The 20454-nt window shown below is 71.4% G+C and carries 15 protein-coding genes; 5 read left to right on the top strand and 10 right to left on the bottom strand.

What is annotated here, in order from left to right; genetic code table 11:
* Positions 1–98: 98 nt before the first annotated feature.
* On the top strand, positions 99–1958 hold the full coding sequence (dnaK, locus tag ACZ69I_RS20910; RefSeq protein WP_470833820.1) for a molecular chaperone DnaK: 1860 nt from the start codon (positions 99–101) through the stop codon (positions 1956–1958).
* A 21-nt stretch (positions 1959–1979) separates the two neighbouring features.
* On the opposite strand, the gene narI is transcribed toward dnaK, so the two are convergent.
* Genes narI through ACZ69I_RS20890 form a run of 4 tightly spaced genes read right to left on the bottom strand, consistent with a single transcriptional unit; the run spans position 1980 to position 8615 of the window.
* Positions 1980–2705: a respiratory nitrate reductase subunit gamma gene (gene narI / locus ACZ69I_RS20905; protein WP_467673540.1), complete on the bottom strand. Its 726-nt coding sequence runs from the start codon at positions 2703–2705 to the stop codon at positions 1980–1982.
* Positions 2702–3280 (bottom strand): nitrate reductase molybdenum cofactor assembly chaperone, encoded by a 579-nt coding sequence (narJ, locus tag ACZ69I_RS20900; RefSeq protein WP_470833817.1) that lies wholly within the window; start codon positions 3278–3280, stop codon positions 2702–2704. Before narJ ends, narI begins: the two co-directional genes overlap by 4 nt.
* Positions 3277–4932 (bottom strand): nitrate reductase subunit beta, encoded by a 1656-nt coding sequence (narH, locus tag ACZ69I_RS20895; RefSeq protein ID WP_470833816.1) that lies wholly within the window; start codon positions 4930–4932, stop codon positions 3277–3279. The genes narJ and narH overlap by 4 nt, the downstream gene beginning before the upstream one ends.
* Positions 4932–8615, bottom strand: coding sequence for a nitrate reductase subunit alpha (locus ACZ69I_RS20890; RefSeq protein ID WP_470833815.1), 3684 nt, complete (start codon positions 8613–8615; stop codon positions 4932–4934). Before ACZ69I_RS20890 ends, narH begins: the two co-directional genes overlap by 1 nt.
* A 228-nt stretch (positions 8616–8843) precedes the next feature.
* Here ACZ69I_RS20890 and ACZ69I_RS20885 point away from each other — a divergent pair, with 228 nt between their 5' ends.
* Positions 8844–9260 carry a hypothetical protein gene (locus ACZ69I_RS20885; RefSeq protein ID WP_470833864.1) on the top strand — a complete coding sequence of 139 codons (417 nt, stop codon included), beginning with the start codon at positions 8844–8846 and terminating at the stop codon, positions 9258–9260.
* Between the two features lie 3 nt (positions 9261–9263).
* On the opposite strand, the gene ACZ69I_RS20880 is transcribed toward ACZ69I_RS20885, so the two are convergent.
* On the bottom strand, positions 9264–10136 hold the full coding sequence (locus ACZ69I_RS20880) for a helix-turn-helix domain-containing protein (RefSeq protein WP_470833814.1): 873 nt from the start codon (positions 10134–10136) through the stop codon (positions 9264–9266).
* A 93-nt stretch (positions 10137–10229) separates the two neighbouring features.
* On the opposite strand from ACZ69I_RS20880, the gene ACZ69I_RS20875 reads away from it, so the two are divergent.
* From ACZ69I_RS20875 to ACZ69I_RS20865, 3 genes are all read left to right on the top strand, one after another.
* Complete coding sequence (locus ACZ69I_RS20875; RefSeq protein WP_467673528.1) at positions 10230–10535, top strand: 4a-hydroxytetrahydrobiopterin dehydratase; 306 nt, start codon at positions 10230–10232, stop codon at positions 10533–10535.
* A gap of 6 nt (positions 10536–10541) precedes the next feature.
* Complete coding sequence (locus ACZ69I_RS20870; RefSeq protein ID WP_470833813.1) at positions 10542–11282, top strand: class I SAM-dependent methyltransferase; 741 nt, start codon at positions 10542–10544, stop codon at positions 11280–11282.
* 109 nt (positions 11283–11391) lie between these two features.
* The gene (locus ACZ69I_RS20865; RefSeq protein ID WP_470833812.1) at positions 11392–12321 is read left to right on the top strand and encodes a class I SAM-dependent methyltransferase; all 930 of its coding nucleotides are present in this window, start codon (positions 11392–11394) and stop codon (positions 12319–12321) included.
* A 127-nt stretch (positions 12322–12448) separates the two neighbouring features.
* Here ACZ69I_RS20865 and ACZ69I_RS20860 read toward each other — a convergent pair whose 3' ends face one another.
* The 5 genes from ACZ69I_RS20860 to ACZ69I_RS20840 form a co-directional block, all read right to left on the bottom strand.
* Positions 12449–13321, bottom strand: coding sequence for an aldo/keto reductase (locus ACZ69I_RS20860; protein ID WP_470833810.1), 873 nt, complete (start codon positions 13319–13321; stop codon positions 12449–12451).
* 253 nt (positions 13322–13574) lie between these two features.
* Positions 13575–14363, bottom strand: a complete 789-nt coding sequence (locus ACZ69I_RS20855; RefSeq protein WP_470833808.1) for an ABC transporter ATP-binding protein — start codon at positions 14361–14363, stop codon at positions 13575–13577.
* Positions 14360–17164: an ABC transporter permease subunit gene (locus ACZ69I_RS20850; RefSeq protein ID WP_470833807.1), complete on the bottom strand. Its 2805-nt coding sequence runs from the start codon at positions 17162–17164 to the stop codon at positions 14360–14362. Before ACZ69I_RS20850 ends, ACZ69I_RS20855 begins: the two co-directional genes overlap by 4 nt.
* Positions 17165–17176: 12 nt before the next feature.
* Complete coding sequence (locus ACZ69I_RS20845; RefSeq protein WP_470833806.1) at positions 17177–18445, bottom strand: ABC transporter substrate-binding protein; 1269 nt, start codon at positions 18443–18445, stop codon at positions 17177–17179.
* Positions 18446–18570: 125 nt separating this feature from the next.
* Positions 18571–20394, bottom strand: coding sequence for an AMP-dependent synthetase/ligase (locus tag ACZ69I_RS20840; RefSeq protein WP_470833804.1), 1824 nt, complete (start codon positions 20392–20394; stop codon positions 18571–18573).
* Positions 20395–20454 lie beyond the last annotated feature (60 nt).

Genomic DNA, 20454 nt, shown 5'->3' with positions numbered 1-20454 from the left:
ATGCGCGGCATTGACAAGAACCCGCTCAAGTTTTGTGATGGAGAACGGAGTAGACCTGGAGACGGGGAACGTGAGCTCGCGGCGGAAGGGACTGAACCATGGCACGTGCGGTCGGGATCGATCTCGGCACGACGAACTCAGTGGTGGCCGTACTGGAGGGCGGTGAGCCCACCGTCGTCGCCAACGCGGAGGGCGCGCGCACCACGCCCTCGGTCGTCGCCTTCGCGAAGAACGGCGACGTCCTGGTGGGCGAGGTCGCCAAGCGGCAGGCGGTCACCAACGTGGAGCGCACCGCGCGCTCCGTCAAACGCCATATGGGCGACGGCTCGTGGCGCTTCCCGGAGAGCGGCTCGGTGGACGGCACCCGCTACACCGCGCAGGAGCTGTCCGCGCGCGTCCTGCAGAAACTCAAGCGCGACGCAGAGTCCTACCTCGGCGAGGACGTCACCGACGCGGTGGTCACCGTCCCCGCGTACTTCGACGACACCCAGCGCCAGGCCACCAAGGAGGCCGGTGAGATCGCCGGGCTCAACGTCCTGCGCATCATCAACGAGCCGACGGCCGCGGCCCTGGCGTACGGCCTCGACAAGGGCGACGACGAGACCGTCCTCGTCTTCGACCTCGGCGGCGGCACCTTCGACGTCTCGCTCCTGGAGATGGGCGAGGGCGTCATCGAGGTGAAGGCCACCAACGGCGACACGCAACTCGGCGGCGACGACTGGGACCAGCGGATCGTCGAATACCTGGTGCGCCAGTTCAAGAACGGGCACGGCGTGGACCTCGGCAAGGACAAGATGGCGCTCCAGCGCCTGCGCGAAGCGGCCGAGAAGGCGAAGATCGAGCTGTCCTCGTCGAGCGAGACCGACATCAACCTGCCCTACATCACGGCGTCGGCGGCCGGTCCGCTGCACCTCGCGGAGAAGCTGACGCGCGCCCAGTTCCAGGAGCTCACCGCGGACCTGCTCGACCGCTGCAAGGAGCCCTTCCACCAGGCGGTGAAGGACGCGGGCGTCAAACTGTCCGCGGTGGACCACGTGATCCTGGTGGGCGGCTCCACGCGGATGCCCGCGGTGACGGACCTGGTCAGGGAGCTGACCGGCAAGGACCCGCACAAGGGCGTCAACCCCGACGAGGTGGTGGCGCTCGGCGCCGCCCTCCAGGCCGGGGTGATCCGCGGTGACGTCAAGGACGTCCTGCTGCTCGACGTGACCCCGCTGTCCCTGGGCATCGAGACCAAGGGCGGCATCATGACCAAGCTCATCGAACGCAACACCACGATCCCCACCCGCCGTTCGGAGACCTTCTCCACCGCCGAGGACAACCAGCCCTCCGTCGGCATCCAGGTCTTCCAGGGCGAGCGGGAGATCGCCGCGTACAACAAGAAGCTCGGCGTCTTCGACCTGACGGGCCTGCCGCCCGCCCCGCGCGGCGTTCCCAAGATCGAGGTCACCTTCGACATCGACGCCAACGGGATCATGCACGTCTCGGCCAAGGACGAGGCCACCGGACGTGAGCAGCGCATGACGGTGACCGGCGGCTCCGCACTGCCCAAGGACGACATCAACCGCATGGTGCGGGAGGCCGAGGAGCACGCGGAGGAGGACCGCAGGCGCCGCGAGGCGGCGGAGACCAGGAACCAGGCGGAGCAGCTCGTCTACCAGACGGAACGGTTCCTGCGGGACAACGGCGACAAGGTCCCCGCCGACACCAAGGCCGAAGTGGAGTCCGCGGCGGACGAGTTGAAGGGCCTGCTCAAGGACCGCGCCGACGACACGGCGGCCCTGCGCACCGGCGCGGAGAAGCTCGCCGCGGTGAGCCAGAAGATGGGCCAGGCGATGTACGCGGCCTCCGACGGGGGCACCCAGGAGCAGACACCTGCCGAGGCCGCCCCCGAGGACGGCGTGGTGGACGCCGAGATCGTGGACGAGGACGACCGGAACAAGGGCGGTGACACGTAGGCGAGATGAGGGCGGACGGGTTCAGGAACCCGTCCGCTCCCAGCCCCGCCGGTCCGGCCGCGCCCCCACCCGCTTGGGGTCCCGGGTGCGGTAGACCACGTACGGCCGGAACAGGTACTGCACCGGCGCGCTGAACATGTGGATGAGGCGGGTGAAGGGCAGCAGCGCGAAGAGCAGCATGCCGATGACCGCGTGGATCTGGAAGGTGAGCGGGACGCCCACCATGCGGTCCACGTCCGGCTGGAGGGTGAACAGGCTGCGGGACCAGGGGGCAATGGACTCGCGGTAGTTGTACCCTTCCTCCAGGCCGGAGTTGGTGAGCTTGGCCCACATGCCCATCACGATCGCGGCGAGCAGCACGACGTACATCAGCTTGTCGTTGGCGGTGGTCGCGCGGAACACCGGCGCGTTGGTGCGCCGGCGGTAGAGCAGCATGAGGATGCCGAGGACGGCGACCGCGCCCGCCGCGGTGCCGCCCCACAGCGACAGCTTGTGGTACGTGCTCTCGGTCAGGCCGACCTTGTCCGTCCACGACTCCGGCACGAACAGGCCCATCAGGTGGCCGACGAGCACGAAGAGGATGCCGTAGTGGAACATCGGCGACGCGATGTTCAGGAGCTTCGACTCGTAGACCTGCGAGGAGCGGGTGGTCCAGCCGAACTTGTCGTAGCGGTAGCGCCAGATGATGCCCGCGACGAGCAGGACGAAGGCGACGTAGGGGAGCACGCCCCACAGCAGCGTTTTCATGCGGGTCGCTCCCCGATGAGTGCGAACGGTCGCAGTCCGACGTCCTCGCGCGGCGGACCGGAGCGGGCGAGGGCCAGCGCCTCGGCGCGGTCCTTGGGTGAGGGGCCAGGCAGCGTCGCGCAGACGGCCTCGACGACCGCCGCGTACGGCGTGCCGCAGTCGGTGAGCGCGATCCGCAGCAGCTCCAGGCCGCTGCGGTGCTCCGTCAGGAGCACGGGGCCCGCCTGCGCGGAGAACTCCAGGACGGCGGGCAGGAAGTCCGGCAGCTCTTCGCCGGTGAACTCCATGCCGTGCTCCCGGTAGACCTCCTTGAAGCGCACCAGGGCCATGCCGCGCCGCCGGGTGTCGCCGTCCCGCCACCAGCTCAGGTACAGGCTGTGCCGGTTCTTGAAGTCGAAGACCTGCACGTAGTGCGCGGCGAGTTCGCGGGGCTCGGCCGTGGTGGCGTACTCCAGGAAGCCGTGGAGCTCAGGGGGCGCGGCCGCCCTGAGCAGGGGCAGCCGCTCGTGGAAGTCGTCGTCGGGGTAGGCCAGGCAGAGCGCGGCGGCCTGGTAGAGCAGGGCGTGCCGGGTCACGTCTCGTCCTCCTTGGGCGCGTGGGCCTTCTCGACCGCGCTGGGTTCCTCGTCGGCGGTCTGCCGGGCCCGCAGCGTGTGGAAGTTCTCGATGGTGACCAGCGGCAGCTGCCTGCGGCCGGAGTCCTGCCCGAACGGTCCGTCGTCGCCCATGCCGGGCCCGCCCTCGTAGTCGAGGCTGCAGGAGTCCGGGAGCGCCGACTCCTCCAGGCGCTGCGCGTCGGCGACGGCCGCCGTCGGGATGACGTACCGGTCCTCGTACTTCGCGATGGCGAGCAGCCGGTACATCTCCTCGATCTCGGTCCCGGACATTCCCACGGCCTCGGCCACCGAACTGTCCGGCCGGTCACCGAGGTTGATGGCCCGCATGTGCGCGCGCATCGCCGCCAGCTTCTCCAGGGAGGACCGCACGGGCCCGACGTCACCGGCCGTGAAGATCTCCGCGAGGTATTCGAGGGGGATGCGCAGCGTGTCGATCGCGCCGAACAGATTGTCCAGGTCCTCGCCGTCGTGGCCGGTCTCGGTGAGCGCGTCCACCACCGGGGAGAGCGGCGGGATGTACCAGACCATGGGCATGGTGCGGTACTCCGGGTGCAGGGGAAGAGCCACCTTGTACGTACTGATCAGCGCGTGCACGGGGGAGCGACGGGCCGCCTCGAGCCAGTCGTGGCTGATCCCCGACCGTTCCGCGTCGCGGCGCACCCCGGGGTCGTCGGGATCGAGGAAGACGCCCAACTGTGCCTCGTACAACTCGTGTTCGTCGGGCTCGGAGGCGGCCTCCGTCACCTTGTCGGGGTCGTAGAGGATCACCCCGAGGTAGCGCAGGCGCCCCACGCAGGTCTCCGAGCAGACGGTGGGCAGGCCCACCTCGACGCGCGGGTAGCACATCGTGCACTTCTCGGCCTTGCCGGTGCGGTGGTTGAAGTAGACCTTCTTGTACGGGCAGCCGGTCACGCACTTGCGCCAGCCGCGGCAGTGGTCCTGGTCGACGAGGACGATGCCGTCCTCCGAGCGCTTGTACATCGCGCCCGACGGACAGGACGCCACGCACGCCGGGTTCAGGCAGTGCTCGCAGATCCGCGGCAGATAGAACATGAAGGTCTGCTCGAACGCGAACTTGACCTTGTCGGCCGCCTGTTGGCGGGTCTTGGCGACCATCGGGTCCCGGTCGCCGTGTTCGGTGGCGCCGCCGAGGTTGTCGTCCCAGTTGGACGACCACTCGATCTTCATGGGCTTGCCGGAGATCAGGGAGCGCGGCTCTGCCACCGGATAGTCGTCGCCGAGCGGGGCGTCGGTGAGGTTCCTGTACTCGTACGTCCAGGGCTCGTAGTAGTCCTTGATCTCCGGGAGCTTGGGGTTGGAGAAGATCTCCAGGAGCGACTTGATCCGGCCGCCGTTCTTCAGCTTGAGGGCGCCGCGCTTGTTCAGCTCCCAGCCGCCGCGCCACTTCTCCTGGTCCTCGTAGCGGCGCGGATAGCCCTGCCCCGGGCGGGTCTCGACGTTGTTGAACCAGACGTACTCCATGCCGTCGCGGTTGGTCCACGCCTGCTTGCAGGTGACCGAGCAGGTGTGGCACCCGATGCACTTGTCGAGGTTCATGACCATCGCGATCTGGGCCATGACGCGGCGGCCGGTGGCTTCGCCTCGGGGCATCAGTACTGCACCTCCTGGCTGCGGCGGCGGATGACCGTCACCTCGTCGCGCTGGTTGCCCGTCGGGCCCAGGTAGTTGAACGCCCACGACAACTGCGCGTATCCGCCGATGAGATGGGACGGCTTGAGGATCAGGCGGGTCAGCGAGTTGTGGATGCCGCCGCGCTTGCCGGTGGTCTCCGCCTTGGGGACGTTCACCGTGCGTTCCTGCGCGTGGTGCATGAAGACGGTGCCGGCCGGCATGCGGTGCGAGACGATCGCGCGGGCCACCACCACGCCGTTGCGGTTGACCGCCTCGATCCAGTCGTTGTCCTTCACCCCGATCGCGTCCGCGTCCTGCGGCGCCATCCAGATGCACTGGCCGCCGCGCGAGAGCGACAGCATGAAGAGGTTGTCCTGGTACTCGGAGTGGATCGACCACTTGTTGTGCGGCGTGAGGTAACGGACCGTCACCTCCTTCTCGCCGTCCGGGCCGAGCCGCGGCTCCCCGAAGAGCCGGTTCATGTCCAGCGGCGGCCGGTAGACGGGCATCGCCTCGCCCAGCTCGTGCATCCAGTCGTGGTCGATGAAGAAGTGCTGGCGCCCGGTGAGGGTGTGCCAGGGCTTGAGGTGCTCGGTGTTGAGCGTGAACGCCGTGTACCGGCGTCCGCCGGACTCGCTGCCGCTCCACTCCGGCGAGGTGATCACGGGGACGGGCGCGGCCTGCGTGTCGGCGTACGTGATGCGCTTGCCCTCGTGCTCGGCGGCCAGGTGCGCCATCTCCTGGCCGGTGCGCGCCTCCAGGGTGTGGAAGCCCTGGGTGGCGAGGCGGCCGTTCGTGGTGCCGGACAGGGCGAGGATGGTGTTGGCGGCCTTCACCGCCGTGTCCAGGGCGGGGCGGCCGTCCGCGGGACCGCCGCGCACGACGCCGTTGCGTTCGCGCAGCTCCTCGACCTCCTGGTCCGGGTGGACCGTGATGCCCTTCACCGGCAGCCCGAGCCGCTCCACGAGCGGGCCCAGCGCGGCGAACTTCGCGCCGATCGCCGTGTAGTCGCGCTCCACGACCGTCAGATTCGGCATCGTCTTCCCCGGCACCGGCTCGCACTCGCCCTTGCGCCAGTCCAGGACGACCCCGCCGGGCTGCGCGGTCTCGCCCGGGGTGTCGTGCTGCAGCGCGGTGGCGACGACGTCCTTGCGCACGCCCAGGTGGTCCACGGCCAGCTCGCTGAGCCGGTCCGCGATGGCGCGGAAGGTGTCGAAGTCGGTGCGCGCCTGCCAGGGCGGGTCGACGGCCGGGGTGAAGGAGTGCACGTAGGGGTGCATGTCGGTGGTCGACAGGTCGTGCTTCTCGTACCAGGTGGCCGCGGGCAGCACCACGTCGGAGAGCAGCGTCGACGACGTCTGGCGGAAGTCGAGGGAGACGAGCAGGTCGAGCTTGCCCTCGGGCGCCTCGTCGCGCCAGGTCACCGTCGAGGGGCGCTCGTCCGGCGACGCCTCCTCGGCGCGCAGCGAGGAGTGCGTGCCGAGCAGGTGCTTGGAGAAGTACTCGGCGCCCTTCGCGGACGAGCCGAGGAGGTTGGCGCGCCACAGGGTCAGCACGCGCGGCCAGTTCTCGGGGGCGTCGGGGTCCTCGCAGGCGAAGCCCAGGGTGCCCGCCTTCAGTTCGTCGACGACGCGGGCCACCGGGTCGCCGTCCGCCTCGCCCAGGTCGAGGGGGTTGCGGTCGAAGGTCGGGTACGAGGGCATCCAGCCGGTGCGCGCGGACAGCGCGAGGCAGTCGGCGCCCGTCATCCCGGCGAAGCGGCCCTCGCCCAGTGGCGACGCGAGCACGTCCGCCGCGAACCGGTCGTAGCGCCACTGGTCGGTGTTGAGGAACCAGTACGCGGCGCCGATCATCTGCCGCGGCGGCCTGCTCCAGTCGCCCGCACCCGCGAGCGTCGCCCAGCCGGTCGCCGGGCGGCACTTCTCCTGGCCCACGTAGTGCGCCCAGCCGCCGCCGTTGCGGCCCTGGCAGCCGGTGAGCTGGAGCAGCGCGAGGAAGGCCCGGTAGATCGTCTCGGAGTGGAACCAGTGGTTCGTCCCGGCCCCCATGAGGATCATGCAGCGCCCGCGCGACTTCTCGGCGGTCCGCGCGAACTCCCGCGCGATCTTCACCGCCTTCGCGGCCGGGACCGAGGTGTGCGCCTCCTGCCAGGCCGGGGTGCCGGGCGCGTCGGCATCCTCGTACGAGGCGGGCCACTCGCCGGGAAGTCCCTCGCGCCCGACGCCGTACTGCGCGAGCAGCAGGTCGAAGACCGTGGTGACCAGCGGTCCGTCCTGGCCGCCGAGCCGGGTGGCGGGCACCCCGCGCCGCACGATCTCACCGCGGCCCTGGCCGTGCGTGCCGCCCTCGGTGTCGAAGCGCGGGAGCAGCACCTCGACGCCCGTCGCGACGTCGGAGTCGTGCAGGGAGAGCTGCGGCCTGATGTCGCCGAGCTCCAGATTCCACTTGCCCTTGCCGGAGTCGGTCCAGCGAAAGCCCAGCGAGCCGTTCGGCACGGCGGGCCGCCCGGTGTTCTCGTCGAGGACGGCCGTCTTCCAGTCGCCGCCCTCACCGTCCTGACCCAGGTCCGTGGCGCGCAGGAACTTCGAGGGCACGTACGCGCCGTCCCGCTCGGTCAGCGTCACCAGGAAGGGCAGATCGGTGAACTTGCGCACGTAGTCGGTGAAGAACTCCGTCCGCCGGTCGACGAAGAACTCCTTGAGGATGACGTGGCCCATCGCGATGGCCAGCGCCCCGTCCGTGCCGGGGTGCGGGTGCAGCCACTCGTCGGCGAACTTGGCGTTGTCGGCGTAGTCGGGCGCGACGACCACGACCTTCTGGCCGCGGTAGCGCGCCTCGGCCATCCAGTGCGCGTCCGGCGTCCGTGTCACCGGGACGTTCGAGCCCCACATCATCAGGTACGCCGCGTCCCACCAGTCACCCGACTCCGGCACGTCGGTCTGGTCGCCGAACACCTGCGGTGAGGCGACCGGCAGGTCCGCGTACCAGTCGTAGAAGGACAGCATGGGCGCGCCGATCAGCGACATGAAGCGGGCGCCCGCCGCGTGCGACACCATCGACATCGCGGGGATCGGGGAGAAGCCCGCCACCCGGTCGGGACCGTACGTCCTGATCGTGTGGACGTGCGCGGCCGCGATGATCTCGACGGCCTCGTCCCAGGACGCCCGCACCAACCCGCCCTTGCCGCGCGCCCGTTGGTAGGCGCGGCGCCGCTCCGGATCGCCCTGGATGTCCGCCCAGGCGAGCACCGGGTCCTTCAGGCGCGCCTTCGCCTCCCGGTACATGTCCACCAGGACGCCGCGCAGATACGGGTAGCGGACGCGCGTGGGGGAGTACGTGTACCAGGAGAACGCGGCGCCCCGCGGGCAGCCGCGCGGCTCGTACTCGGGGCGGTCGGGGCCGACGCTCGGGTAGTCCGTCGCCTGCGTCTCCCACGTGATGATGCCGTCCTTGACGTACACCTTCCAGCGGCAGGAGCCGGTGCAGTTCACGCCGTGCGTGGAGTGCACGACCTTGTCGTGGCTCCAGCGGTCCCGGTAGAAGGCGTCCGCGTCCCGGCCGCCGGTCAGCCGGACGCTGTGCAGGTCGGGGGCGGCCGTGCCGCGCCGGAAGAACTTCCCCGCCCGCAGCAGGGCGGCGGCGGGCTCGGTCGTCTCTGTCACCGTGCAGCTCCCTAGGTGTGCCTCCCACCGAACCTAGGCGCGCGGGCCACGGGGCACCTGTCGGCAGCCGCCGTACGGGTTGCCCGGGGGGTTCGGCATTACCCCGCACGTAATCGACCAGGTCACGGGCGCCCGGCACAGTGAGGTCAACGGATCCGGTCCGGCGCACTCCGGACCGGATCCGGGACCCGAAGCCGCTCCCTCTCACGGAGGTATCCCGCCATGGCCATGTCCACGTACCCGCTCACCGCTCTGGCCCGCACCACCGACCCGAGGGCGATGCTGCGCCGCTTCCTGGGCCTGGACGCGGTCGTGACGACCGGCAACGGCATCGCGTACGCCGCCGCCTCCGGGCCCCTCGGCGACTTCCTCGGCGTCGACTCCACGCTGCTTCTCGGCATCGGCGTCTTCCTCACCCTGTACGGGGTGGGCGTCGGCTTCCTCGCCGCCCGCGGCAGGCCGTCGCCGCTCGCCGTGCAGGCGGTCGTCGAGGCCAACGCCGCCTGGGCGGTGCTCAGCGTCGTCGCGCTCCTCGCCTGGCTCTCGCCCGGCACGGCCGGAACGGTGTGGATCCCGCTCCAGGCCGCGGTCGTGGGCGGCTTCGCAGCGCTGCAGTACGCGGCGCTGCGGGCGCTCAGGGGCTGACTGCTAGGGCATCCGCGTCTGCAGGTACTTGACCGTCGCCGGGTCGGCCGGGAGCAGTGTCTCGATGGCCAGCTCGGCGACCGTCACGTCCATCGGCGTGTTGAAGGTCGAGATGGACGAGATGAAGGACAGCACGTGCCCGTCGTGCTCGATCCGCAGGGGCAGCGCGAAATAGGGCACGTCCGCCCCCGCCTCGAACGCGTCCACGCCGGGGTCCGCCACCGGATACGCGGCCACCTCCTCGTACACCGCCCGCAGCGCGTCGGAGCGCTGCAGGGCGATCTGCCGCTCCATCTGGTGCAGCAGGTGCCCCCGCCACTCCCGCAGATTGCGGATCCTGGGCGCGAGGCCCTCCGGATGGAGGGTCAGCCGCATCGCGTTCGGGGACGCCAGGAGGTGCTCGGGGACGCCGTCGAGCATCATCGCGATGCCGCGGTTCGCCGCGACCACGCCGTACGTCGCGTCGACGACCAGCGCCGGATACGGCTCGTAGCCGGCCAGGAGCTGTTCCAGGCCCTCGCGCAGGGTGCCCATGGAGGGGTCGTCCAGCGGGGTCTCGCGAAAGCGCGGCGCGTAACCGGCAGCAAGGAGCAGCGAGTTGCGGTCCCGCACCGGTACGTCGAGGTGGTCGGCGAGGCGCAGCAGGAACTCCTCGCTCGGCCGCGACCGGCCCGTCTCGACGAAGCTGATGTGCCGGGCGGAGGAATCGGCGCGCAGTGCGAGCTCCAGCTGGCTCACCCGGCGCCGCTCGCGCCAGTTCCGCAGCAGCGGCCCCGCCCCGGAGGCGTGCTCGTAAGTGGTCTCCCTGGCCTTGCCTTTGGCGTTCCCCTTGGCGTTCCCCGTGACGTTCCTCTTGGCGGGCGCGGCGGTTGTCATACGTAGACGGTAATCGAAAGGGTCTGTGGCAAGGTGAGCCGCAGACCGCCTCCCTCCGGCGCGGAGGCGGCCCTCCCGGAAGGAGCGTTGCCCATGAGCCCCGAACCGCTCGCGCAGAAGGAGATCGAGGACCGCCTCGCCGAGCTGCCCGGCTGGTCCCTGGAGGGCGACAGGATCACCCGCTCCTACCGGCTCGGATCGCACTTCGCCGCGACCGGCCTGGTCGTCCACATCGCGCAGACGCAGGAGGAGCTCAACCACCACTCCGACCTGACGCTCGGCTACAACACCGTCACGCTCGCCGTGCACACGCACAGCGCGGGCGGCGCGCTCACCGAACTCGACCTCGAACTGGCCCGCAGGGTGGAGAAGTTGGCCGCCTCCCACGGCGCGGAGTGACAGCCGGTGCTGGACTACAGCGAGGAAGCCGACCGGTACGACGCCTCGCGCGGCGGTGAGCCCCGCGCCGCCGCAGCCGCTGCCGCGGTCCTCGGCCTGATACCCCCCGACGCCGGCACGCTCCTCGACGTCGCCTGCGGAACCGGCCTGGTCACCCGGTGTCTCGCCGCGCGGCCGGGCCTGCGGGTGACCGGCGTGGACGCGGCCCACCGGATGGCCCGGATGGCCGAGGACCGGGTGCCGGGCGCCATCGTCCTCGGCGACAGCCGCCAACTCCCCTTCCCCGACGGCTCCTTCGACGCGGTGAGCACCGTGTGGCTGCTGCACCTGCTGTCCGGGCCCGAGGAGACCTCCTCGGTCGTCGCCGAGTGCGCGCGGGTGCTGCGGCCCGGCGGGGTCTACGTCACCACCGTGGACAAGGCCGTCTCGCACGACGTGCGCAGCGACATCGACACCGTCCTCGCGCCGCGCCCGGTGCTGCCCGCCGTCGACCGGGCGGAGGCCGTCGACGCGTACGCCGCCGAGCACGCCCTCGCACCGGCAGGCCGGGCCCGCTTCCGCGGCCACGGCCAGGGCCGCTCGCCGCGCTCCACGGTCGAGGACCTGCGGCGCGGCTGGTTCACCCAGATCCCGCCCGACGGACCGCTGGCCGCACGGTTCGCGGCCGCGCTCGCGGACCTGCCGGACCAGGACCTGCCGCGCCCCGACCCGCAGTTCAGCCTGCGCGCCTACCGCAAGCGCCGCTGAACGACTTTTTTGCGGTACCGGCAATACCGTTGGTCCGAAACCGGAAACGGGGCGCAGTCTGGTTCCGACGAAGGACGCGGACGGCTCGACCGGAAGGCGGCACAGGACGATGGGGCATCACCACGGGCACGGACAGGGGCACGGTCATGGCCACGGCCACGGCCACGGGCATGACGGCGACATGGACTGGGCCACCATGGGCGCCATGCTGGAGCGCTACGCACGGGTCGCCGCGCCCCTGTACGGCGAGACGACCGACTGGCTGAAGCGCTGGGCCCCGGCTCCGGGCGTGGTCGTCGACGTCGGCTCCGGCCCCGGCGCGATCTCCTTCCTGCTGGCCGACGCCTTCCCCGAGGCGCGGATCGTCGCGGCGGACCCCGAGGAGCCCCTCCTGGGGCGGGCCCGCGAGCGCGCGGGGCGCGAGGGGCTCGCGGACCGCTTCGACACGGTCCGCGCGGCGCTCCCCGACGACCTCGACGGCGTGCCGGTGGCCGACCTCCTCTGGCTGTGCAAGTCCCTGCATCACGTGGGCGACCAGGGCGCCGCGCTGTCGGCCCTGGCCGGCCGCCTCGCGCCGGGCGGCGCCATCGCCCTCCTGGAGGGCGGACTCGGCGCCCGCTACCTGCCCCGTGACATCGGCTTCGGCCGCCCGGGACTCCTCGCCAGGCTGGAGGCGGCCGACGAGGAGTGGTTCACCGGGATGCGGGCGGGCCTCGACGGCGCGAAGGACGCGGCGGAGGACTGGCCGGCGCTCCTCGCCGACGCGGGCCTGCGCCACGAGGCCACCCGCACCTTCCTCCTCGACCTGCCGGCCCCGCTCTCCGACGACGCCCGGGCCCACGTGGTCACGGAGCTCACCCGCCGCCGCGAGATGCACGCCGACCGACTCGCCCCGGACGACCTCACGACCATCGACCGCCTCCTGGACGAGGACGACCCGCAGAGCCTGCACCACCGCCCCGACCTGTTCCTGCTGACGGCACAGACGGTGCATGTGGCGGTGAAGGGCGGGGCGTCGGACCAGCGGGCCGACGGGTGAGGTCGGGGGTCCGAACTCCCCCTACCGGCAGACCTGTTGACCACGCCCGAGGGCCCCGGCGCGGCGGGAGGAGGTGAACTCCTGGCCGCCGGGCCGGGGCCCTCGGGGTGTGTGGGTGGGGCGGGGATCAGACCACGTCGAACGTGGCCGGGTCCGGGCCGATCCGGCGGTCCTCGTTGAGGGCCGAGATCGCCGCCATGTCCTCGGGGTCGAGCTCGAAGCCGAAGACGTCGATGTTCTCCTTGATCCGCGACGGGGTCACGGACTTGGGGATCACCACGTTGCCCAGCTGGATGTGCCAGCGCAGCACGACCTGCGCGGGCGACCGCCCGTGCTTCTGCGCGATGGCGATGATCGCCGGGACCTCCAGGAGGCCCTTGCCCGAACCGAGCGGCGACCACGCCTCGGTGGCGATGCCCTGCTCGGCGTGGAGTTCGCGCGAGGCGCGCTGCTGCAGGTGCGGGTGGAGCTCGATCTGGTTGACGGCCGGGACGACCGACGTCTCGCCGAGCAGCCGCTCCAGGTGCTCGGGCAGGAAGTTCGAGACGCCGATGGACTTGGCGCGGCCGTCGGCGTGAATCTTCTCGAAGGCCTTGTACGAGTCGACGTAGCTGTCCTTGGACGGCAGCGGCCAGTGGATGAGGTACAGGTCCACGTAGTCGAGGCCGAGCTTGTCCAGGGAGTTGTCGAAGGCGCGCAGGGTCGCGTCGTAGCCCTGGTCGCTGTTCCAGAGCTTCGTCGTGACGAACAGGTCCTCGCGGGCCACGCCGGACGCCGCGATGGCCTTGCCCGTGCCTTCTTCGTTGCCGTAGATGGCCGCGGTGTCGATGCTGCGGTACCCGGCCTCCAGGGCCAGCGCGACGGCCTTCTCGGCCTCGTCGTCCGGAACCTGCCACACGCCGAAGCCGAGCTGGGGCATCTCGACGCCGTTGTTCAGGATGATCGGGGGAACCTTGCTCACGAGCTTTCGATCCTTAGGTCGGTCGGTTGGTCTTCCCATGGTCAACGATCAGCGGCCGTGCTGCATTCCTGACCACCGCATTCGTGGGCGAGGAATCGGTCCGGACCATTGACGGTGGCCCGTCATGCCGCGTCGCTGCGGCGCCGAGCTGGGCGAGAGGTGCACCGGCGCCGGTGCGCTCGCGGGCGCGTACCAGAAGGTCATCGACGCCTACCGGCTGAGGGCCTTCGACATCGACATCGAGGACACCGAGTTCGGGCCGTCAACCGCGGGGGTTGAGCCGCGGCAGGGCCTATCGCGTGCCGGTCGTCGTGCCCAGATAGGCGTCCCGCACCTTCGGATCCGCGCGCACCTCGGCCGCCGTGCCGTGCGCGAGGACCCGGCCCAGATCGAGGACGACGACGCGGGCGCAGAGCTCCATCACGAAGGCGACGTTGTGCTCGACGAGCAGCACGGCGCAGCCCTCCTCGTCCGCGAGGTGCCGGACGACGGCCGACAGCTGACGCCGCTCGTCGGCCGTCATCCCCGAAGCGGGCTCGTCCAGGAGCAGCACCCTGGGCGGGTCCGCGATCGCGCGCGCCAGCTCCACCATGCGGGCCTGCCCCACCGGCAGCGCGCCCGCGTACTGTCCGGCGAGCGCGTCGAGGCCGCACGCGCGCAGCACGTCGGCGGCCCGCTCGCGCCGGGCGGCCTCGCGGGTACGACGGGTCGGGGCGGCCAGCAGATCTGCCACGAACCCGCCGCCTCCGCCCCGCCACTCCTGCGCCACGACGAGGTGGTCGGCGACGGTGAGCTGCCCGAAGAGCTGCCGGCGCTGGAAGGTGCGGCGCATACCGTGGCGGGCCCGCCACACGGGGGAGCGGCGGGTGACGTCGCGGCCGTCGACGAGGACCCGCCCGCGGTCGAGCCTGCGGATGCCGGACACCACGTCGAACAGCGTCGTCTTCCCCGCGCCGTTGGGGCCGATGAGCCCGCAGACCTCGCCCCGGCGGACGGCGAGGTCCACGCCGTCCAGGGCGCGGACGCCGCCGAAGCGCACCCCGATGTCCTCGGCCCGCAGGACGTGCTCCCGTTCGCTCATGGTCGCGCCACGCCCTTCGTGTCCCGTCGCAAGACGGCCTGTCGCCCGCCGTCCGACGCCATGCCCAGATACGCCTCGGTGAGCCGGTCGGCCCGTACCTCGGAGCGCGGACCGCACCAGGAGACGCGGCCCTGCGCCAGGTACGCCACCGTGTCGGCGACCCCGAGGATCTCCGCGGCCTTCTCCTCGACGAGCAGCAACCCGGCGCCCGCGTCCCGGAGTTCGACCAGGAGGCGGAACACGTCGTCGACCACGCGGGGCGCGAGACCGAGGGACGGCTCGTCCGCGATCAGCACCTTCGGCGGGCGCTGCAGCAGCGGGGCGAGGGCGAGCAGCTGCTGCTCGCCGCCGGACAAGGATCCGGCGGGCACCCGGCGCCGGGCGGCGAGGCCCGGGAACCGCTCGTACACGGCGTCGCGCGCGTCCCGTTCCCCGAGGTGGAGGGCGAGGTTCTCCTCGATGGTGAGCGCGGGGAAGACGCCGCGGCCCTCGGGGGCGAGGACGACACCGGCGCGGGCGCGGTGGACGGCGCCCCGGCGGGTGACCTCGCGCCCGTCGACGTACACCTGGCCCGTGAGGGGGCGGAGCAGGCCCGCCGCGGCGAGGCACGTGGTGGACTTGCCGGCGCCGTTCGGGCCGAGCAGGGCGACGATCTCGCCGGGGCGGACGGTGAGGTCCACGCCGTGCAGGACGGGGGTGCCGTCGTATCCGGCTCGGAGGTCGTGGAGGGTGAGGGCGGGAGGGGCTTCTTCGCCGGGCCCGGCCCTCCCGGAACCGGGACTCTGCCCCGGCCCCCGCTCGTCGATCGTCGGAGGGGCTGGATTGTGTCCCGGCCCCCGATCCTCAGTCGCCGGAGGGGCTGACTTTTGTCCCGGCCCCCGCTCCGCACCGCGCCTCTGCCGCCTCCGGTGCATCCGTACCGGCACCGCCGCGCAATACCCGTCGGGATCGTTGGCGAGCGCGAGGCCCGCGAGGCCGAAGAGGATCACCGGGAGGTGCGCGGACTCCGTCACGTAGTCCGCGACGAGGTGCGGCACGATCGCGAAGACCAGCCCCGCCACCACGGCGAACTGCGCCCTGCGAACCCCCGCCGCGACCGCCACCGCCAGCCAGACGAGTCCGGTCATCGCGGTGAAGTCGGTCGCGGTGATACGGGTGTTGAAGGACGCGTACAGCACGCCGCCGAACCCCGCGAGCCCCGCCGACAGGGTGAACAGGAGCAGCTTCGTGCGCACCACGGACACCCCCGAGGCCATCGCCGCCGCGGGCGCGGACCGTACCGCCAGCATCGCGCGCCCCGACGCCGAGTTCCGCAGCGCGCCGAGCGCGGCGACGGCCGCCGAGACGAGGACGATCATCGCGACGCCCATGGCCCGGTCGTCGGAGAGGTCGACGGGACCGAAGACCGGGCGGGGGATCTCCCAGCCGGTGTCGCCGTTGCGCAACCACCCCATCTGGAAGAGGACTTGATCGGCGAGGAAGGCGAGCGCCAGGGTCGCGAGGGCCAGCGAGCGGCCGCCGAGCCGCAGCGCGGGCAGCGCCACGAGCGCGCCGAGGGCCGCCGCCGCGCAGGTGCCGGCGAGCGCCGCGGCGAGGAACGGCCAGCCGTGGCTCATCAGCAGTCCGGCGACGAGCGCGGCGCCCGTGACGAACGTGGCCTGCGCGAGGGACACCATCGCGCCGAGACCCGTCACCACGCTGAAGGAGACGAACACCAGGGAGATCGCGAGCCCTTGGGCGAGGATGCCGCTCCAGAAGGGGGTCGTCACCGTGTAGAGGGCGAGGGCCAGGAGCGCGGCGGCCGTCACCCACGGCCCCCATCTGCGCGTCCACGACCTGCCCGCGAGGTAGTCGACGGGCGGCGCGTCGGCCGCCGCGGTGCCCGCCGTCCGCTGCCGCCGCGTGAGCAGGAGCAGCCCGGCGAACAGGATCAGGAAGGGCACGGCGGTACGGAAGCCGGTGATCCGCTCGGCGAAGTCGGCGTACCCGGCGACGAGGTTCTGCAGCACCCCGAGCCCGAGACCCCCCGCGAACGCCAGCGGGATCGACCGGAAGCGTCCGAGCACGGCGGCCGTCGCGGAGACGAAGAGGAACAGGGTGAAGTCGTGCGAGGAGAGGCCGAGCAGGGGCGTGGCGAGGACGCCCGCCAGGCCCGCGAGGGCGGACGACAGCATCCACGCCACCGACGAGAGCCGGTCCGCGCTGATGCCGCGCAGCTCCACGAGGGAGCGGTTGTCGACGGCGGCGCGGAGCCGGAGGCCGAGCGGTGTGTGGCGCAGCAGGATCCACAGGCCGACCGCGACCACCGCCGTGGCCACCCACGTGATCAGCTGGTCGGAGTCGACGCCGACGCCGTCCGTCAGCTGCCAGCTCCTGGCCGGGCTCGGCCCGACGCCCGGCAGCCCGAACTGGTTCTCCGCCGGTTCGACGGAGGCGCCCGCGTCCGCCAGGAGCTCCACCACCCACAGACCGAGTGCGGGCAGCGCGACGAGCAGCCCGATCGTCGCGACGATCTGCGCGGTCTCGCCGACCCGTGCCAGCTTGCGGAACATCAGCCGGTCCAGGCCCCAGCCGAGCGCCGGGGCCACCACGGTGACCAGGAACAGCGCCGTCGGCACGGCGGGCCAGCCGAAGCCGGAGTGCAGTTCGTGGAAGGCGAGGGCGCACAGGTAGGCGGTCGCGCCGTGCGCGAAGTTGAAGAGGCCCGACGCCGAGTACGACAGGACGAGCCCGGTGGCGAGGAGGGCGTACAGGGCTCCGGAGACGAGACCGCTCAGCACGAATCCGAGGAGGTCCGACATGGCGGCCCGCCCCTACTTGAAGGGGATCGGTTCGTAGCACTTGAAGGGCGAGGACACCGCGTACTTCCCGCCCCGCAGCTGGACGAGCGCGCCGCAGCCGAACGACTCCTCGCGCCCGTCGGGCAGTCTGCGGTCCCCGACCATGGTGCCGGTGTCGGAGTAGCCCTCCGCCGCCTTCTGGAAGGAGCCGACGGTGAGGTCCTTGCCCGCCTTCTCGGCGATGGCGAGGAAGAGGTCGGCGGACATGTAGCCGGTCATCATGTGCATGTTGAGCGGCACGTCCTTGCCCGCCGTCTTCCTGATGTCCGCCTTGAACTGCCGCATGTCCGCGGTGTTCTGTTCGAACGGCTGGAACGACAGCAGGATGTGCACGCCGTCCAGGGCCTTCCGCGTCGCGCTCTTGGCGAGCAGGCCGGGGTCGTAGTCGGTGGGGTCGGTGAGCACGCCCTTGAAACCGGCGCGCTTGACGGCGGTGAACAGGCCGATGTTGTACGGGGTCTGCATGACGGAGACGACGGCGTCCGGTGCCTTCCCGCCGTCGGAGCGCAGGATCTCCTTCGTGTACGCCGACCAGTCGCTCGGCACCGAGGTGGCGGGCACCGTCGACTTGGCGTACGTCACCTCGTACCCGGCCGCCGCGAAGCTCTGCCGGTAGGTGCGGATGGCGAAGGTGCCCGCGTCGTTGTCGTTGGCGAGGATGGCCACCGACTTGCCCCGCGCCCCGCCGGTGACCTTCTTCAAGCCCTCGGGCCAGCTCTGGGTGATCGTGCCGCCGGGCATCGGCACCATGCAGCCGCCGAAGCCGTACATGTACGTCGGCCCGCAGAACGGCGGGATGGTGCCCCAGCCGAAAGTGGGGACCTGCTGCTTCTGGAGGAAGTCGGCGCCGGAGAAGGTGACCGAGCTCATCGGGGCGATCGCGAAGACCTTCTCCTGCTGGACGAGCTTGCGCGCCGCCGCGAGGTTCTTGCCGGGGTCCTGGCCGTCGTCCTCCGCGCCCAGGTAGTCGATCTTCCGCCCGTGCACGCCGCCCTCGGCGTCGGCGCGTTCGAAGCGGGCCCTGGCGCCGAGGTCGGTGTCCTTCTTGCTGTAGCCGCTGGCCGTCGTCATGGAGACGATCCCGCCGACCTTGATGGAGTCCTCGGTCACGCCGCGTGCCGAACGGCTGCCCTTCGCTCCGTCGCCGTCACCCGAACCACCACTGTTCGAAGCGGAGTTGCAGGCTGTGGCGAGCAGCAGGGCCGCGGCGGCGGCGGTGATGGTGCGGATCGATCGCGACACGGTCGAGCCCCCTGAAGTCGAAGTGGGGCTGATTCTGTGCGGGACCTGATGAACCGTCAATAAGGGGCGCAAGGGGAATTGATGGCCCGTCAGAAAGCGTCGCCAGGAAGGAAATAGCTACAGAACTAGCTGCGGTACAGCGCCTCGACCTCCGCCGAGTACACCGTCTCGATGGCCTTTCGCTTCAGCTTCAGCGACGGCGTCAGCAGGCCGTGCTCCTCGGTGAACTGATGCGCCAGTATGCGGAACGTACGGATCGATTCCGCCTGGGACACCAGGGTGTTGGCGGCGACGACGGCCCGGCGCACCTCGGTCTCCAGGTCCGGGTCGCGCACCAGGTCGCCCGGCGCCATCATGGGCTTGCGGCGCATGGTCAGCCAGTGCTCCACGGCCTCCGCGTCCAGGGTCACGAGCGCGGCGATGTAGGGGCGGTCGTTGCCCACGACGATGCACTGCGCCACCAGCGGATGGTCGCGCACCCGCTCCTCCAGCTGCGCGGGCGAGACGCTCTTGCCGCCAGACGTCACCAGGATCTCCTTCTTGCGCCCGGTGATCGTCAGATAGCCGTCCTCGTCGAGCGCCCCCAGGTCACCGGTGGCCAGCCAGCCGTCGTGCAGCGTCGCGTCGGTGGCCTTGGGATCGTTGAGGTAGCCCTGGAAGACGTTGCCGCCGCGCAGCCAGACCTCGCCGTCCTCCGCGATGTGCACGGTCATGCCGGGGATGGCCTGGCCCACCGTGCCGTAACGGGTGCGCTCGGGCGGGTTGGCGGTCGCGGCGGCCGTCGACTCCGTCAGGCCGTACCCCTCGTAGATCGTCACGCCCGCGCCCGCGAAGAACAGGCCGAGGCGGCGGTCCATCCCGGAGCCGCCGGACATCGCGTGCCGCACCCGGCCGCCCATCGCCTCGCGCACCTTGGAGTAGACGAGCTTCTCGAAGAGCTGGTGCTGCATGCGAAGGCCCGCGGCGGGCCCCGGGCCGGTCCCGAACGCCTTGGCCTCCAGCGCGTCGGCGTAGCGCACCGCGCACTCGACGGCCTTGTCGAACGGGCCGCTCCTGCCGTCCTTCTCCGCCTTGCGCCGCGCCGCGTTGAAGACCTTCTCGAAGATGTACGGGACTGCGAGGATGAACGTGGGCCGGAAGGCGGCGAGGTCGGGAAGGAGCGCCGCCGCGTTGAGGTTCGGCTGGTGCCCCATCTTGACCCGGCCGCGCACCGCCGCGACCTGCACCATGCGGCCGAAGACGTGCGCCAGCGGCAGGAAGAGCAGCGTGCTGGCCTCGCTGTCCCGCTTGGAGTGGAAGACCGGCTCCCAGCGCGCGACCATCACGTCCGCCTCGAACATGAAGTTGGCGTGGGAGATCAGGCAGCCCTTGGGGCGGCCCGTGGTGCCGGACGTGTAGATGATCGTGGCGATCGAGTCGGGCGTGACCGCGCGGCGGTGACGGTGCACCACCTCGTCGCCGATGTCCCGCCCCGCGGCGCCCAGTTCACCCACCGCGTCGGCGTCCAGCTGCCAGAGCTTGCGCAGCTGCGGCAGGCGGTCGACCACCGAGCCGATCGTCATGGCGTGGTCCTCGTGCTCGACCATCGCGGCCGACACCTGCGCGTCGTGGAGCATCCAGAAGACCTGGTCGGCCGAGGACGTCGGGTAGATCGGCACGACCTGGGCGCCGATGCTCCAGAGCGCGAAGTCGAAGAGCGTCCACTCGTACCGGGTGCGGGACATGATGGCCACCCGGTCGCCGAACCGCACGCCCTGCGCGATCAGGCCCTTGGCCAGCGCGAGCACCTGGTCGCGGAACTCGCCGGAGGTGACGTCGCTCCAGCGCCCGTCGGTCTTGCGGCCGAACGCGATGCGCAGCGGGTCCTCGAGGGCATGGTCGAACACGGCGTCGGCAAGGCCGCCCACCAGCGGCGCCGACGCCATCGGAGGATTCGTGAACTCGCGCAATGATGCTCCTTGTGGCGCTCCGCACAGCGCCGTGACCGTACCCCACCCCGCGCGCCTTCG

This window comes from Streptomyces sp. NPDC036815 (assembly GCF_055609205.1).
This window is presented reverse-complemented; position numbering and strand designations above follow the sequence as displayed.